This window comes from Chryseobacterium ginsenosidimutans (genome assembly GCF_039536845.1).
GTDB classification, from domain to species: domain Bacteria; phylum Bacteroidota; class Bacteroidia; order Flavobacteriales; family Weeksellaceae; genus Chryseobacterium; species Chryseobacterium ginsenosidimutans_B.
Genome location: NZ_BAAAZJ010000010.1, coordinates 617969 through 633846 on the forward strand (window position 1 = coordinate 617969; position 15878 = coordinate 633846).

The following is a 15878-nucleotide window of genomic DNA, read 5'->3' on the forward strand; positions in this document are numbered from 1 at the left end:
AGAGTCTGATCCTTATCATTCAAATGCAATTCTTATAAATAGCTATAAAAGCGTAAACTATCAGTTTTTTGATAAAGATTTTAAACTTGTAGAAAGTACAAACATTCCTGAAGAAAAAATTGAGACTCTGAAATACGCTTTAAAAACAGAAAAACCTATTAAGTCAGGAGAAACAATTTCTTTAGAAACTCCTTTTAAAATCTGGGATCCGATTTCTGGAATTCATTTAGGACCAGTGACATTGCACTTTTATAGCTTAATGTTCATTTTCGCGTTCGGTTTCGGATATGTTTTAATGAACAGAATTTTCAAAATCGATAATGTTAATCAGAAATATTTAGAGCCCCTTTTTACATGGACATTACTTGGGACGATTCTTGGAGCAAGAATGGGACATGTAATTTTCTATCAGCCGGAACTTTTCAAGGAAGATTTCTGGAGTGTATTTTTACCGATCAGTACTAAAAACGGTTTAAAATTCACAGGGTTTTCAGGATTGGCAAGTCACGGAGCAACGATCGCTTTGATCTTTACAACATTGTATTATTCATTTAAAATCATCAAGAAAAATCCTTTCTGGGTGTATGACAGATTAGGAATTGTGGTTTCTTTAGGTGGTGCTTTTGTAAGAATGGGTAATTTTTTCAATTCTGAAATCATCGGTAAACCGGTTGACCCGAATTCACCTTTTGCATTGCTTTTCCCTCAGCAAAGCAGTGAATATGGTGTGACAGTTCCACGTTATCCATCACAATTGTTTGAAGCGTTCGGGTATGTTTGCTTATTCGTTTTATTGTGGATCTTATACAAAAAAACCAACAAAAAATATCAGCAAGGATGGTTATTCGGATTATTCTTTATCATTCTTTGGGCGATCAGATTCTTTGTAGAATTCCTTAAAATGCCTCAAGGTGAAGAGTTTATCCAATTTGGAGGATTAAATACAGGGCAGGTTTTATCAATTCCTTTCATGCTTGCAGGAGTTGTTATCATGATTGTTTCTAAAAAGTTCAGAATCACTCAGGCTGAAAACGAAAAACCTGACTAGTTCTTAAACTGAAAAGATCAATTTTTAATCATAAAAAAAGCAAGTCTGTAATGATACAGACTTGCTTTTTTATTAATAGTTTGCTTATTTTCTTCTTGCTTTCTCAGCCTTTATCATAATGCCCTTTCTAGCTTTGCATTTAATTTCGCAAAAACATCTCCGAATTCGTTAATCACATCTGTCGGAAGCATTGATTCCTTAGAATGTTTTTCTGATGCAAATTCTGCAGCTTTTCCATGAAACCAGACTCCTAAAAGCGCACTTTCTTCTTCAGAATAATTTTGGGCTAAAAATGATGTTAAAATTCCTGTTAAAACATCTCCGCTTCCGCCTTTTGCTAATCCGGAATTGCCTGTAATATTATAAAAGACTTTTCCTTCCGGAGTTACGACCTGGGTATGATGATCTTTTAAAACAATATAAATTTTAAGCTCTTTTGCTTTACTTTTTGCTAATTCCAATCTTTTAAAAGAATTTTCCGTTGCTCCGAATAATCTTTCAAATTCTTTCGGATGCGGTGTAATAATTGATTTTTCAGGAATTAATTTTAAATTCTTTTTATCCTGTGAAATAATATTGAGAGCATCTGCATCCAAAATCAAAGGTTTTGAATACTCTTTTAAAAATTTCAGGAAGCTTTTTGCTGTTTCTTCATTTGTTCCTAAACCCGGACCAATTCCGTAAATAGTTTTTTCGTCAACTTGAAAATTATTCACAAAATCAATTCCTCCCTCAATAAACATTGCTTCAGGATTGGAAGTCTGTAAAGTTTCGTAACCGCATTTTGGGGCAAGTGTAAAAGTAAGACCTGCACCGGTTTTTAAAGCTGATTTTGTTGCCAGAACTGCAGCTCCGATTTTACCGTAACTTCCTCCGACAATTGTCGCTTTTCCATATGTTCCTTTGTGTGAAAATTCACTTCTGATCCTAAAAATATTTTTAACAACTTCGTCATCAATAACAAAATCATTTGTTTCTGTTTCCGAAATATAGTCTGAACTTAAATTTATATCTAAAATCTGAACTTTTCCTGTATATTTTCCCGATTCGGGGTGAAGAAAAGTTTTTTTCCAGAATTGAAAACTTAAAGTATAATCGGCTTTAAAAATCGCAGAATCCACCGGAGAAATATCATCTGCAAACAGTCCTGTAGGAAGATCTATGGAAATTTTAATATTGTTTTTAAGATTTAAAAACTCAATCAAATTTTTAAATTCTCCATCCAAATTTCTTGACAATCCTGTCCCAAAAAGTGCATCAATAATCACTGTTCTGTTATCAAAACGATAATCTTTAGCCTCTTTAAGTTCTCTGATCGATATTCCTGAAATTTCTTTTAAATCTTTAAAATTGCTATTTGCATCCGGTGAAAACTTTGCTTTCTGATTAGTGAAAACATCTACATCAAATCCTTTTAAATATAACATTCTGGCAATCGCAAAACCATCCCCTCCGTTATTTCCGCTACCACAGAAAACTGCAAAATTTCTGTGATTTTTGCAATTCTCAAAAATCCAGTCAACACATGTTTGCGCAGCTCTTTCCATTAATTGAATTGATAAAACCGGTTCATTTTTTATAGTATACTGATCACCATTGCGAATCTGTTCTGCTGTGAAAATTTTCATATTTGAAACTGTTTTTTTATGTACCAAGAGCAATTTACAAAAGAAATTTTAAACCACATTGAAATAAAATTAATCAAATTTTATAAAAAAGATTAAATATTTACATTTCACAATATTTCACTTATATTAATTCTAAAAATGGAAAAATTATAATTTTTTTTGTATCTTAAAACCTTACTTTTGTGATAATAATACTTAAAAATATAAATTATGGGATTTTTTAAAGAATTTAAAGAATTTGCATTTAAAGGAAATGTAGTTGATCTTGCTGTCGGTGTTATCATTGGTGCGGCTTTCAGTGCAATTGTAAAATCATTTGTGGATGACATTATTACTCCCCTGCTTTTAAATCCGGCACTGGAGAAAGCAAACGTGAAAAACATTGCAGAACTTTCCTGGAATGGTGTGAAATACGGTAATTTTCTATCATCAGTCATTAGTTTCGTTATTGTGGCTTTCGTTTTATTTTTATTGATTAAAGGTATTAACAGCCTTAATAAAAAACCGGAAGAAGCGGCTCCTGCAGGACCAACTGAAGATCAGAAATTATTAATGGAAATCAGAGATTTACTGAAAAGTAAAAACACTTTATAAAAAACAAAAGCACTTCGATTTGAAGTGCTTTTTTATATTTTAACAATAAAATCAATTATTGAATCTGCAAAATACTGGAAATCTGTTCAGCCAAAGAAAGACCTATTCTATCCTGAGCTTCTAAAGTTGACGCTCCTGTGTGAGGCGTTAAAGAAATTTTTGAATGGTTCAGAATTTCTTTTGAAGGTGTCGGTTCGTTGATAAAAACATCAAGACCTGCAAACTTTACTTTTCCTGAATCCAAAGCCTCGATTAAAGCTGTTTCATCAATTACTCCACCTCTTGAACAGTTTACGATAGCGACACCATCTTTCATCATTTCGAATTCATTTTTACCGATCATGTAACCGCCTTTCTGAGCGGGAACGTGAAGTGTAATAAAATCCGAATGCTGTAAAACATCCTGAAGAGGTTCTGTTTCAATATCTACATTAATGAACTGCTTGTTGTAAAAAGTAACTTTAATACTTGCCTTACCAATATTGTTATCAGCTGCAATTACTCTCATACCAAGACCTAAAGCGATTTTTGCCACTTCCTGCCCGATTCTTCCCATTCCAACAATACCGATGGTTTTCCCTTTCAGTTCGATACCTGCAGCATAAGCTTTTTTCAAGCCTGCAAATTCTGTATCACCAACTAAAGGCATTTTTCTGTTTGAATCCTGCAAAAATCTTGCTCCTGAGAACAAATGCGCAAAAACCAATTCAGCAACCGATTCTGAAGAAGCAGAAGGTGTATTGATTACATGAAGACCTTTTTCTCTTGCATACTCTACATCGATATTATCCATTCCTACACCACCTCTTCCGATGATTTCCAGAGACGGGCAATTATCAATAATATCTTTTCTTACCTGCGTTGCACTGCGCACCAAAATTGTACGGATCTTATGCTCATTAATATAATCTACCAAAAACTCCTGCGGAACTTTTGTAGTAATCACCTCAAAACCTTTCTCAGTCAATGCATCAATACCAGACTGATCCAAGCCATCGTTTGCTAAAACTTTCATAAAACTTTTTATAGATTTAATAATTATAAATTAAAAGATTCAAAAATTATTACAGATAAATTTAATCGTTTAATCTTTACAATAAATTTTTATTCTTCCTCCTTGAAAACCTCAATCGTTACCTGTTTTTCAACAAGATCTGTGAATCTTCCCTTATATCTTGTAGCTCTTACCAAATGATTGTCGATCCAGTGGTAATTTCCACCTCTTGGCTTTCCACACAAAACACTGTGATATTTGAATCCGTGTTTGTCTAACCAGTCGATTGTAATCTGCTTCAGATTTTCTGTTCTTGAAGTAAAAAAACAAATTTGATGTCCTTCGTCATACCATTTGTTGATTGTTTCCAAAGCATCCGGAAAAGGCTCGCAAGTTACCATTCTTTCAGGTTCTTCGTTGGGAACGTCTTCCGTGATCGTTCCGTCAATATCAATAAGATAGTTTTTTACGCCGTCCTTCAGAATCGGACTAATGTGCTCTATGTACTCTAATTCCATCATAAAAATTTGAATTGCAAAGTTACGGTTTTTAGCCCAAACGAATCCGTGAAACTTAGTTTATATTGAATTTTCATCATATAAACTACTATTTAATGAATAAAATCGACTAATAGCTTATGTTTTTACAATTATGCTTTTTCTTATTATAATAAGATTTCAATTTCTTTAATTGGTTAAAAAATTTTGAAAATATAAAATCGCTTTTTTATTTTATATTTGATAGTCACAAGATTATTAAACCATGAAAAAAACAACAGCCTTAATTTTTTGTCTGATCGGATGGTTTTCTTTGATTGGTCAATATTATTTAACCATAGAGAATAGAACGACTTCTATTTTGGAAGCTAATTTTCGGTTTTTCACCTATTTTACGATTCTTACCAATATAATTGTCAGTGTTTATTTAACAATTTTAGCTTTTAAGAATAAGAGCAATGAAAAATCAGGAATTCTGACGGCTATTACAGTTTACATTACCATTGTAGGTTTTATTTATCAGATTATTCTTCGCGGAACATGGAATCCCACAGGTTTTCAAAGACTCATTGATGAAATGCTTCATAGCGTAATGCCTGTTCTCACCATTATTTTTTGGTATTTATTCGAAAATAAAGCGGATTTGAAATACAGCCAGATTCTGAAATGGACGATATTTCCTATACTTTATCTTATTGTCATATTAATCAGGGGAAGTTTTTCAGGATTTTATCCTTATCCGTTTGTTGACGTGGGAAGTTTTGGTTTAATGAAAGTTTTAATTAATTCTCTCTGGATTACAGTTTTCTTCATTGGTCTGTCGCTGCTTTATATTAAAATCGGAAAATTAATAAGTAAAAGTTAATCGCAAAGGCACAAAAATTTTAAAATAAACTGTTTTTAAGACGCAAAGATTTTATCTGCGATAAAATTGAACACCGCAAATATTCGAAAATCTTTGATTTTCTTGCGCTTTAAAAAATGATGGAAATAAATAAAACTCTGCACCTTTGCGTTTATCCAAAAACTTTAGCGCTGCAATTTTATCACAGGAAAATATGATGTTTTACCAAAAATTTCCAAAATACATTTATTAAACTTACATTTGTAGAAATGGAAGAATTCGTAGTTTTAGTAAATTCTCAGGACGAAGTTTTAGGTTTAATGGAGAAGCAGCAAGCCCACATCAACGGCTTATTGCATCGCGCTTTTTCTGTATTTTTATTCAATAATAAAGGCGAAATGCTTTTGCAGAAAAGAGCTTCTGAAAAATATCACTCTCCTCTAAAATGGACAAACGCCGTTTGTTCTCATCCAAGAATTGAAGAAACGTATCTTGAAGGTGCAAAACGCAGAGTAAGAGAAGAATTGGGAATTGAAGCTGAATTTTCAGAAAAATTCGATTTTATTTATAAAGCAGACGTAGGAAACGGACTTTGGGAACATGAACTCGATCATGTTTTTGTAGGAAATTTCGAAGGGGAATTTCATTTAAATAAAGAAGAAGTGGAAGATGTACGATACATTACCATGGAAGATCTTGATAAAGAAATGATCGAGCAGCCGGAACATTTTACGGAATGGTTCAAAATCATTTTAGAAGAATACAAACACCATTTTTAAATTGATGAAAAAAATAATTGTAGCAGCATCTTTTTTTGCAGCATCTGTTTTATTTGCTCAATCGGTTCCGACCAAGGTTTATGACAGTGACAACTACTCTATTGCTCTTCCGGAAGGCTGGAAAGTAACCAATGACAGCAATATCATCAATATTTTCCCGAGCAATGAAATCGGAGCTATTACCATTTCAGAATATCATGACCTGAATCTTCCGAAAACAGAAACCAAAAAATTTATTCTTTCCCTTTACAAGTCTACTGACGACGAAAAGAAAGTAAAAAGCAAAAGTGGTAAAAAAGGATACACAGAATATTTTTACGAATATTTTGATGAAAAAGAAAAACTGGTCTGGATTACAAAAGTTTTACAAAAAGATAAAGACATGTTTCTTGTTTCAATTAATTGTACACAAAAATACTGGAACGGAAATTATATGAAGCTTTTCAATGAAGCTTTCGAAAGTTTTAAAATAAAGAAATAGATAATAAAAATTAAATATGAAGAAAACAGCATTGTACGACAAGCACGTTTCTTTGGGAGCTAAAATCGTACCTTTCGCAGGTTTTGAAATGCCTGTACAATATTCCGGAGTAACGGAAGAGCACTTTGCAGTAAGAGAAAAAGCAGGTTTGTTCGACGTTTCTCACATGGGACAGTTTTTCATCGAAGGTGCAGGTTCTAAAGACCTTTTACAATTTGTTACAACAAACAATGTAGACGCGCTTGAAAACGGAAAAGCTCAGTATTCTTGCCTTCCGAACGAAAACGGAGGAATCGTGGATGACCTTATTGTTTACAAAATTGAAGACGACAAATATTTCGTGGTTGTGAATGCTTCAAACATCGAGAAAGACTGGAATCATATTTCAAAATACAATACTTTCGGGGCAAAAATGACAAATGCTTCTGACGAAATGTCGTTATTAGCAGTTCAGGGTCCGAAAGCGACTGAAATTCTTCAGAAACTAACAGAAACCAACCTTTCTGAAATTCCTTACTATCATTTTACAATCGGTTCTGTTGCAGGAGTTAACGATATCATTATCTCAAATACAGGTTACACAGGAAGCGGAGGTTTTGAAATCTATTTCAATAATGAATCTGCGGAAAAACTTTGGGATGCTATCATCGAAGCTGGTCAGGAAGAAGGAATTATTCCTTGTGGATTGGCTGCAAGAGACACTTTAAGACTTGAAAAAGGTTTCTGTCTTTACGGAAACGACATCGACGACACCACTTCTCCAATTGAAGCCGGATTAGGATGGATCACAAAATTTGACAAAGATTTCCTTTCTAAAGATACTTTCGCTAAACAAAAAGAAGAAGGTGTTACAAGAAAATTAGTTGCTTTCGAATTGACAGATAAAGGGGTACCAAGACACGACTACCCTGTTGTAGATGCAGAAGGAAACGTCATCGGAAAAGTAACTTCAGGAACTCAGTCTCCAATGAAAAAGATCGGTTTAGGTCTTGCTTATGTTGATAAACCTCTTTTTAAATTAGGTTCAGAGATCTTTATTCAGGTAAGAAACAAGAATATTCCTGCAAAAGTGGTGAAAGCTCCTTTTGTATAATCGGAAAAATATTGATAAGAAAACCGCAGAACAATCTGCGGTTTTTTGTTTTTTTTAACGATACACTAAAATATTTTTCACAATCTTATTTCCATAAAACCGTTTTTCAGATTCAGAGAAGTAAAATTTGTTTCTTCTGTTATTGAAATTCACTGTTTTATAAGGCAATCCTATTTCCCAGGTAATCATCATTTTAGTTTCATTCATGACAGGATAATTCATATCATAGAATCTGAACAATGATTTTTGGACAATTGTACTATCCGTAGAGTTTGGAACTATCCAAACCGTTTGGGGTTGAATTTTAGTCATTTTCCCTAATAAATAAGAAAATTGCTTTCCGATATATTCTTTTTTATTGACTTCAAAAGTTTTCAGATAATTTAATGTATCCAAAACCTGCACATCCTGAGTTTTTTTTAGAACGATCTTATTTTGTGCGCTAAAATCAACACACAAAATAATGCTTATAAATATTAAAAGTTTAATTTTCAAAGTATACTAATATTATTATCAATTTCGAACACTAAACTTTATAGAAATTAATCGGCTCTGAAAAAATCTTTCAGACTCTGAAGATTCGCTTTATCGTTTCCTATAAAAATTTCTTTGTCAGTAAGGAAAACCGGACGTTTTAAGAAGGTATAATGATCCAGCAACAATTCCTTAAAATCGGCTTCTCCCAAAGACTTTAGATCCAATTCCCTTAATTTGATCTGAGTAGATTTTTTACTGAACAAAGCTTCGTAAGATCCTGCATGTTTATGCATTTCTTCCAATTCATCTTTGGTAATGGGTTCTTTTTTAATTTCGCGAAGTTCCCAGCCTTTAAGATTGAATTGTCCTAAAATTTTTCTGCAAGTGTCGCATGTATTAAGATAAAATACTTTCTTCATATATTTTTAAATCTATTATTTTGTTAAAGTTAAACTTCATAAAAAGTTCAATCGGTAAAAGTAGGATTTAATCGGGGATATTAAAAATTATTAAATACCTTTATTCAATCAAATTTTTTTAGAAATGGAAAACAAACCTATTACTTTTCAGTTTATTTCAGAACCATCGGACGTTAATTATGGAGGAAATGTGCATGGTGGAAGCGTAATGAAATGGATCGATCAAGCCGGATATGCCTGTGCAACGACCTGGAGCGGAAATTATTCCGTAACGGTCTATGTTGGCGGAATAAGATTTTACGAACCTATCAAAATCGGCGAAATTGTAAAAGTAGAGGCTCAGGTAATTTACACAGGCTCATCGAGTATGCATATTTCGATCAACGTTTTTTCAAGAAATCTGAAACAACCTAATTTTGATAAGAAGACTCATTGCATCATTGTTTTCGTAGCAGTTGATGAAAATGGCAAAAAACTTCCTGTTCCCAAATGGATTCCCAGTACAGAAGAGGAAAAACAACAGGAGCAGTACGCAAAACGCCTGATGGAACTGCGAACTCAGATTGAAGATGAAATGAAACCCTTCTTATAAAAATGCAGAGAAAAGATTTTATTAAGCTTCCTTCATTGGGGTTTTTAGGTTTGTATTCTTGTGGAATTTCTAATCTTAAAAGCAATAAAAAAACATTGGCAATTCAATTATATACGGTTCGTGACGCTGTTTCAGAAAACCTTGAAAAAGCTTTGGAAAAACTGGTGAGTTTGGGTTTTACTGAACTTGAAATTTATGGTTACAACGGGACTTTCTTTGGAAAAACACCAAATGAATTTCAAATTGTTCTGAAAAATGTGGGTTTGAAAGTGATCAGTTCACACCACACAACCGGAATTCTTCATAATGAGAAAGGCACATTATTAAACAATTGGGAAAAATCTGTTGAAGATTTACACTTTATCGGTTCAAAATATATGGTTTGTTCTTATCTTTTTCCCGAAGAAAGAACGATTGAAAATTATAAAAAGCTTCCTGAACTGCTTAATAAATCCGGAGAAATAACAAAAAAATCAGGAATTGAATTTGCATATCACAATCATGATTTTGAATTTGAAAAGTTTGATGAGTCAAAAAATATTTATGATTTTATTTTAGAAAATACTTCATCTGATTTAGTGAAAATGGAATTGGATTTATACTGGATTTCAAAAGCAGGCATAGATCCATTAATTTATTTTGAAAAATATCCGAAAAGGTTTCCGTTGTGGCATGTAAAAGACATGAAATCCGGAACAAAAGACTTTTCCGAAATCGGAAACGGAACGATTGACTTTAAAAGAATTTTCGAAGCAAAAGGAAAAGCGGGTCTTGAACATTGGTTTCTGGAACAGGATTCGAGTGATAAAGATATTTTTGAAAGTATAAAAATCAGCAAAAAGTATATTCTTGAACATTCTTATTTTAAGTAAAATTTGAATTAAAAATAGCCATCATGAAAAAAATTTTAAATACCATTTGTTTATTGATAATAATTTCTTTGAATTCACAAACTCATCGTTTTATTTATGAGCTACAGCTAAAAATGGATTCTACCGAGACTGATTATCAGAAGTTCAACATGATTCTTGATATAAACTCTAAAGATGTTAAATTCTACGGTCGCAACCTTTTCATCGCCGATTCTATCAATAAAAAATTCGGAAACACCGATAACAAGCATGTTGATATGACCGGACAGATTGTCAAAAGAAAGATTAATACTTTTGATAACGAGAATTTCACGAATATTAAATTTGGATATTATTCTTATAAAACACACGATAAAATCATCTGGAATATTTCTAAAGAAACTAAAGATATTCAACATTACACATTACAGAAAGCAACTGCAAGATTTGGTGGAAGAGATTGGATTGCATGGTTTAATAAAGATATTCCATTTAATGAAGGACCATTTAAATTTTCAGGACTTCCGGGTTTAATTTTTGAAATTTATGATACAAAGAAGAATTTCATTTATAATCTTATAAAAAGTCAGGAACTTCCGAATGTCTATCCTACAGATGATTTTCTTGAATCTAATTTCGGAAACAAAGCGATTCCCATTACCGAAAAACAAAAACAGAAGCTTTCTTTAGAATTTTATAACGACCCTTTTTCATTTGAAAGAACCAATTTCAACAAGGCAAATAACAACCTGAACATCAATATAAACGGGAAAGAAATACATACGATTGACGAACTGAATTCGCAAACAAAAAATATGCAGGAAGTCATTAAAAAATATAACAATCCTATTGAAATTGATAAAGCCATTCATTATAAAAATTAAAAATTATAATTATCTTTGCATTACCAAGGAAATGGTGTTCTTCCTTACCCAACCGCTTTCCAAAAGCTGATGACGCCTGATTAAGAGGTTATTAACAGTAATTAATCAGGGAAATTATGTCTAAACATCAACGAAATTTAAGCAGAAAAACAAGACTTCACACGATATCTTTCTTTAGAAAATATCCGGCTTTACCTTATATTTTTAAATGGCTTTGCATCAGTCTTATCATCGGAGCTTTAATAGGAACCGCTTCTGCAGGATTTTTACAGTCTTTGGAATGGGTAACAAATTTCCGAGAAAATCATATTTGGATAATTGCTTTTCTTCCTGTTACCGGTTTTTTTGTGGGACTTTTATATTATTATTTCGGAAAAGATGTTGAAGCAGGAAACAATTTGTTGATTGATAATATTCATGATCCAAAGGAAATTATTCCGTTGAAAATGGCGCCTTTTGTTTATTTAGGAACAATTATAACTCACTTTTTCGGAGGTTCTGCAGGTCGTGAAGGGACGGCTTTACAAATGGCAGGAGCGATTGCAGATCAATTAAGCAAACCTTTTAAATTAGATAAAAACGAAAGAAGAATTTTAATTATTTCTGCCATTGCAGCGGGTTTTGGTTCTGTTTTTGGGACACCTTTAGCCGGAGCTGTTTTCGGACTGGAAGTTTTCTTAATCGGAAGAATTCGTTATAATGCTATTTTTCCGGCTTTTGCATCTGCAATTTTGGCGGATTGGACAACAAATCTCTGGAATGTAAAACATACTCATTATCACATTGATTTTATTCCAAAACCTGAGTTTTTGCCAGTATTATACAGTATTTTAGCCGGAATTGCTTTTGGAATTTGTGCCGCAACTTTCAGTAAGTCGATTCATTGGATGGGTTCTGTTTTTAAATCAAAAATAAAATATCCTCCGTTTCGTCCTGTCATTGGCGGAATCATTGTTGCAGTTGCCGTTTTTGCGATGGGAACGACGAGATATATCGGTTTGGGAATTCCAATTATTTTGGAATCTTTCGAAAAACAACTTCCTCTGTACGATTTTGCTTTAAAAATGATTTTTACAATCATTACACTTTCTGCAGGATTCAAGGGCGGGGAAGTGACTCCTTTATTCTTTATTGGTGCAACTTTGGGAAGTGCTTTATCATTATTTATTCCATTGCCTTTCGGTTTGTTGGCAGGAATGGGATTTGTAGCCGTTTTTGCAGGAGCAACAAATACTCCACTCGCCTGTATTTTAATGGGAATTGAGTTATTCGGTGCAGAATCGGGAATTTATGTAGCTATTGCATGTATCGTATCTTATTTACTTTCTGGAAATAACAGTATTTATTCGAAACAAAAAATCGGAGAAGCGAAAAACAGAAGGTTTGAAAATCTTCATGACAAAAGTTTCTCAGATTTATAAAACATTGAATGCAGATTAAAAAGTTATAAAATTCTTAATTTCTTATGAATTTGTTTTAAAAATCTTTAAAATTTTCTTCATTATCATTTTTAATTTGTAATTTTAAAAGGAGAAAGATTCTCAAAAAAATATTTTTTAATCATCCAAATCTCTATAATTATGGAAAATATAAAATTTGAAGTATCTCCATATCAAGATGAATTGCAGATATTAATTGATGAAAAAAAGGTGGGTTATATGTCCATAGAGATTGATGGCAGACTATTGATTGTCTATTATACCAAGCTTGACGAAGATCGAGAAGGTAAAGGTTATGCCAAAATGCTTCTTGATGAATTGGTTCGTTATGCCGAAGAAAAGGATTTATTGGTAGATCCCGAATGCGATTTTGTGAGACAGCAATTCGAAAATCATCCTTCAAGATATAAAGATATTTGGCACGCTTAGATTAATCTTCCCACCAGATTTTGAACTGATTATCTGATTTATTTAAATCAACGGGTTCACCGATTAATGGGGTTAAAATATGTAAATTTTTATCTTTTGCCAGCCTTGTTACTTTCTCCAGAGGTTCATTCCAAGCGTGAAGAGCCAAAGCGAACTTTGATGAATGAACAGGAATAATATTCTTGGCATTTACATCAATACTTGCCTGAACAACATCTTCTGGTAATGCATGAATATACTTCCAGGCTTCGTTATACTGTCCGTTTTCAATGATCGCATAATCAAATGGTCCATATTTTTCTCCGATCATTTTAAAATGTGTATCGTAACCGCTGTCACCTCCTAAAAATAACTTTTTGGTAGGCGTTTCCAGAACATAAGAAGTCCAAAGTGTGACGTTTCTTTTCACTTTTCTACCGGAAAAATGTCTCGCCGGAGTAAAGGTTATTTTAATATTATTTTTTAAAACAGCTTCAGTTCCCCACTCTTCTTCGATCAACTGTTCAGGTTTGTAGCCCCATTTTTCTAAATGTGCACCAACTCCTAAAGGTAAAATTACCTTTTCAACTTTGTTTTTAATAGCCTTTACAGTCGGATAATCCAAGTGATCGTAATGATCGTGCGTGATTACCAGATAGTCAAGATTCGGAATATCTTCAGGTTTAAAAATATCTGCTCCCGTAAAAGCTTTATTGAAAAATTTAAACGGAGAACCGTATGAGCTTAAAACCGGATCAATTAAAAAAGAAATTCCATCCGTCTGAATATAATATGATGAATGCCCCAACCAGACAAAAACGTCCTGATCTTTCGGGATACTTTTTAAATCCGTATGAACTGAAGGTATATTTTTTAATGGTTTTAAAAGTGGATCTTTCTTTTTAAAAAAGAAATTATACATCACTTTCGGCATACTGTAACCTTCTGTAAGTGATGGTGTATAAGTTAAATTCTGGAATTGTTTATTTTTATAATGCTTCGACTGCTGCATCCTTTCCAGTCTCTTTCCTTTTGCTTCTGCTCCAAAAACTGCCCGACTGGTAATCGTTAAGTATAATAAAATTATTAAAACTGCGATTGTAATAATTGCGTATATCATTTCTTAAAAATAAATATCAAATGTATGATATTATACGACAAGACGATTTAAAAATAATAAACCTTTATTTTTAACTAAAAATTATAATCAATTTTAATAATTTCTTCTTAATTTAATTGATAAACTTTTTAATTTTGAAATCCAAAAAAACAAAAAGTGCAGAAGAGTTATTTTATCTTTTTTTTGTTTCTAATTATAACTTCCTGTGGATCAATCAGAAGGCATAATGAGCAACAGACAGCCTGTATTCCGCCTGAAAAGCTGAAGGAAGATGTGGATTTTGCTTATTCGAAGCTGAAAGAAATGCATCCGAAGCTGTATTGGTATATTTCAAAGAAAGATCTGGATTATAAATTTGACAGCATCAAAAACACTATCAATGAATCACTTACACCTCTTCAGTTTTATTTTAAACTGCAGCCTGTGATTTCAGAGATTCGTGAAGGGCATCTTTCGTTGAGAATTCCTTCAAAAAGAATTACAAAAAAAGAAATAAAAACATTAGAAAATAAAAAAGGAATGTTCAGCCGTTTTGAATATTATGTTAAAAACGATAGGCTTTTTATTATTCAAAATAAAGATTCTATCGAAAATATAAAACCCGGAACTGAAATCTTGACAATTGATCAAATTCCCGTTTCTGATTATATAAAAAGATATAAAAAACTGATCAGCAGTGATGGTTTCAACACCACTTTTCAGCCCTATTTCCTGAAAGATCTTTTCTTCAGTTATTATGTTGCCGAAAAAGGCTACGAAGATCGGGCTACTCTTGAAACGATTTATAATGGAGAAAAAAAGACGTACCAATTAACAAGGGAATCAAAATCTGAAAATGACCTTAAACAAGATAAAGAAAATAAAAAGCGAACACAGGAGAAAAAAATAAACGATTATATTGCTTTCAGTGATTCTTATAACAGGAATTTCAAATTTTTAGGCAAAGACAGTACGATTGCTTACATAAAAGTGAAAAGTTTTTCGAGCGACTATTCTGAAAAATTTTATAAAGAAAGTTTTAAAAAGATTAAAGATGCAAAGTCGCCCTATTTAATCATTGACATCAGAAATAATTACGGAGGCTCTCTGGAAGAAATCAATAATCTGTATTCTTATTTAAGTCCGGAACCTTATGTTTTGATAAAACCTTCTCAGGTAAACTCAAAAACAACGCCACTAAAAACCAATTATTTCAGAAAAAGTAATCCTTTTCAGTCTATTTTTAAAACACTTACATATCCTACTTTTTTCTTTGCTCAAACTTTCAGCACCTACGAAAAAGGTGGAAAATTTTATTATAAAGTAAAACCGGATAAGAAGTCAAGACCCAATAAAGATGCCTTTAACGGAAAAGTTTTTGTCTTAATTAACGGAGGTAGTTTTTCTGCCTCTTCAATCATTACCGCAAAACTTAAGAATGACAAAAGAGCAATTCTTGTTGGTGAAGAAACCGGAGGCGCCAATGACGGAACTGTTGCCGGATTTTATTCTTATCAGACGCTGCCGAATTCTAAAATAGACCTCCCGATCGGATTACTTTTGGTACAACCGAATATTACTTTTACCGATACAAAAAAAGGCGTACTTCCTGATGTTAAAGTATCAGAAACGATGCAGGATATTATCAATAAAAAAGATTCGCAATTGGATTGGGTATTACAGGAAATTGGGAAAGAAAAAAGTTTAAACAAATGATTCCATAGATAGTGGTTTCGGCGGGCTTTCAGCCC

The 15878-nt window shown here is 32.6% G+C and carries 18 protein-coding genes and 1 riboswitch; of the genes, 12 read left to right on the forward strand and 6 right to left on the reverse strand.

Annotated features, from left to right (window positions below; all coding sequences use genetic code 11):
- Positions 1–175 precede the first annotated feature (175 nt).
- Positions 176–1048: a prolipoprotein diacylglyceryl transferase gene (gene lgt / locus ABD745_RS14735; protein ID WP_425549808.1), complete on the forward strand. Its 873-nt coding sequence runs from the start codon at positions 176–178 to the stop codon at positions 1046–1048.
- Positions 1049–1161: 113 nt separating this feature from the next.
- Here lgt and ABD745_RS14740 read toward each other — a convergent pair whose 3' ends face one another.
- Positions 1162–2676 carry an NAD(P)H-hydrate dehydratase gene (locus ABD745_RS14740; RefSeq protein WP_344831442.1) on the reverse strand — a complete coding sequence of 505 codons (1515 nt, stop codon included), beginning with the start codon at positions 2674–2676 and terminating at the stop codon, positions 1162–1164.
- Between the two features lie 210 nt (positions 2677–2886).
- On the opposite strand from ABD745_RS14740, the gene mscL reads away from it, so the two are divergent.
- Positions 2887–3270, forward strand: a complete 384-nt coding sequence (mscL, locus tag ABD745_RS14745) for a large conductance mechanosensitive channel protein MscL (protein ID WP_344831444.1) — start codon at positions 2887–2889, stop codon at positions 3268–3270.
- Between the two features lie 55 nt (positions 3271–3325).
- On the opposite strand, the gene ABD745_RS14750 is transcribed toward mscL, so the two are convergent.
- Together ABD745_RS14750 and ABD745_RS14755 are read right to left on the reverse strand one after the other, a co-directional pair.
- On the reverse strand, positions 3326–4285 hold the full coding sequence (locus tag ABD745_RS14750; protein ID WP_344831446.1) for a D-2-hydroxyacid dehydrogenase: 960 nt from the start codon (positions 4283–4285) through the stop codon (positions 3326–3328).
- Positions 4286–4374: 89 nt separating this feature from the next.
- Positions 4375–4782 carry an LNS2 domain-containing protein gene (locus ABD745_RS14755; RefSeq protein ID WP_047398307.1) on the reverse strand — a complete coding sequence of 136 codons (408 nt, stop codon included), beginning with the start codon at positions 4780–4782 and terminating at the stop codon, positions 4375–4377.
- A 244-nt stretch (positions 4783–5026) separates the two neighbouring features.
- On the opposite strand from ABD745_RS14755, the gene ABD745_RS14760 reads away from it, so the two are divergent.
- The 4 genes from ABD745_RS14760 (at position 5027) to gcvT (ending at position 7958) form a co-directional block, all read left to right on the forward strand.
- On the forward strand, positions 5027–5626 hold the full coding sequence (locus ABD745_RS14760) for a Pr6Pr family membrane protein (RefSeq protein WP_344831448.1): 600 nt from the start codon (positions 5027–5029) through the stop codon (positions 5624–5626).
- A gap of 248 nt (positions 5627–5874) precedes the next feature.
- The gene (idi, locus tag ABD745_RS14765) at positions 5875–6384 is read left to right on the forward strand and encodes an isopentenyl-diphosphate Delta-isomerase (RefSeq protein WP_344831450.1); all 510 of its coding nucleotides are present in this window, start codon (positions 5875–5877) and stop codon (positions 6382–6384) included.
- Between the two features lie 4 nt (positions 6385–6388).
- Positions 6389–6865 carry a hypothetical protein gene (locus ABD745_RS14770; RefSeq protein ID WP_344831452.1) on the forward strand — a complete coding sequence of 159 codons (477 nt, stop codon included), beginning with the start codon at positions 6389–6391 and terminating at the stop codon, positions 6863–6865.
- Positions 6866–6881: 16 nt separating this feature from the next.
- The gene (gene gcvT, locus ABD745_RS14775) at positions 6882–7958 is read left to right on the forward strand and encodes a glycine cleavage system aminomethyltransferase GcvT (RefSeq protein ID WP_344831454.1); all 1077 of its coding nucleotides are present in this window, start codon (positions 6882–6884) and stop codon (positions 7956–7958) included.
- 54 nt (positions 7959–8012) lie between these two features.
- On the opposite strand, the gene ABD745_RS14780 is transcribed toward gcvT, so the two are convergent.
- Together ABD745_RS14780 and ABD745_RS14785 are read right to left on the reverse strand one after the other, a co-directional pair.
- Positions 8013–8453 carry a hypothetical protein gene (locus ABD745_RS14780; protein WP_344831457.1) on the reverse strand — a complete coding sequence of 147 codons (441 nt, stop codon included), beginning with the start codon at positions 8451–8453 and terminating at the stop codon, positions 8013–8015.
- 47 nt (positions 8454–8500) lie between these two features.
- Positions 8501–8854, reverse strand: coding sequence for an arsenate reductase family protein (locus ABD745_RS14785; RefSeq protein ID WP_344831459.1), 354 nt, complete (start codon positions 8852–8854; stop codon positions 8501–8503).
- Positions 8855–8978: 124 nt separating this feature from the next.
- Here ABD745_RS14785 and ABD745_RS14790 point away from each other — a divergent pair, with 124 nt between their 5' ends.
- The 5 genes from ABD745_RS14790 to ABD745_RS14810 all read left to right on the forward strand — a co-directional run bounded on the left by ABD745_RS14790 (position 8979) and on the right by ABD745_RS14810 (position 13049).
- Positions 8979–9446: an acyl-CoA thioesterase gene (locus ABD745_RS14790; RefSeq protein WP_344831461.1), complete on the forward strand. Its 468-nt coding sequence runs from the start codon at positions 8979–8981 to the stop codon at positions 9444–9446.
- A gap of 2 nt (positions 9447–9448) precedes the next feature.
- Positions 9449–10318: a sugar phosphate isomerase/epimerase family protein gene (locus ABD745_RS14795; protein ID WP_344831463.1), complete on the forward strand. Its 870-nt coding sequence runs from the start codon at positions 9449–9451 to the stop codon at positions 10316–10318.
- A gap of 23 nt (positions 10319–10341) precedes the next feature.
- Positions 10342–11181, forward strand: a complete 840-nt coding sequence (locus ABD745_RS14800; protein ID WP_344831466.1) for a GLPGLI family protein — start codon at positions 10342–10344, stop codon at positions 11179–11181.
- Between the two features lie 18 nt (positions 11182–11199).
- Positions 11200–11267, forward strand: a riboswitch (Fluoride riboswitch).
- Positions 11268–11297: 30 nt separating this feature from the next.
- The gene (locus ABD745_RS14805) at positions 11298–12602 is read left to right on the forward strand and encodes a voltage-gated chloride channel family protein (protein ID WP_344831469.1); all 1305 of its coding nucleotides are present in this window, start codon (positions 11298–11300) and stop codon (positions 12600–12602) included.
- Positions 12603–12761: 159 nt separating this feature from the next.
- Positions 12762–13049 carry an N-acetyltransferase gene (locus ABD745_RS14810; protein ID WP_047398298.1) on the forward strand — a complete coding sequence of 96 codons (288 nt, stop codon included), beginning with the start codon at positions 12762–12764 and terminating at the stop codon, positions 13047–13049.
- 1 nt (position 13050) lies between these two features.
- Here the strand turns inward: ABD745_RS14810 and ABD745_RS14815 are convergent, their stop codons facing one another.
- Complete coding sequence (locus ABD745_RS14815; protein ID WP_344831474.1) at positions 13051–14148, reverse strand: MBL fold metallo-hydrolase; 1098 nt, start codon at positions 14146–14148, stop codon at positions 13051–13053.
- Positions 14149–14304: 156 nt separating this feature from the next.
- Between ABD745_RS14815 and ABD745_RS14820 the strand changes: the two genes are divergently transcribed.
- Entirely contained in the window at positions 14305–15843 is a 1539-nt protein-coding gene (locus ABD745_RS14820) for a S41 family peptidase (RefSeq protein WP_344831476.1), read from the forward strand.
- The last annotated feature ends 35 nt before the right edge of the window (positions 15844–15878 follow it).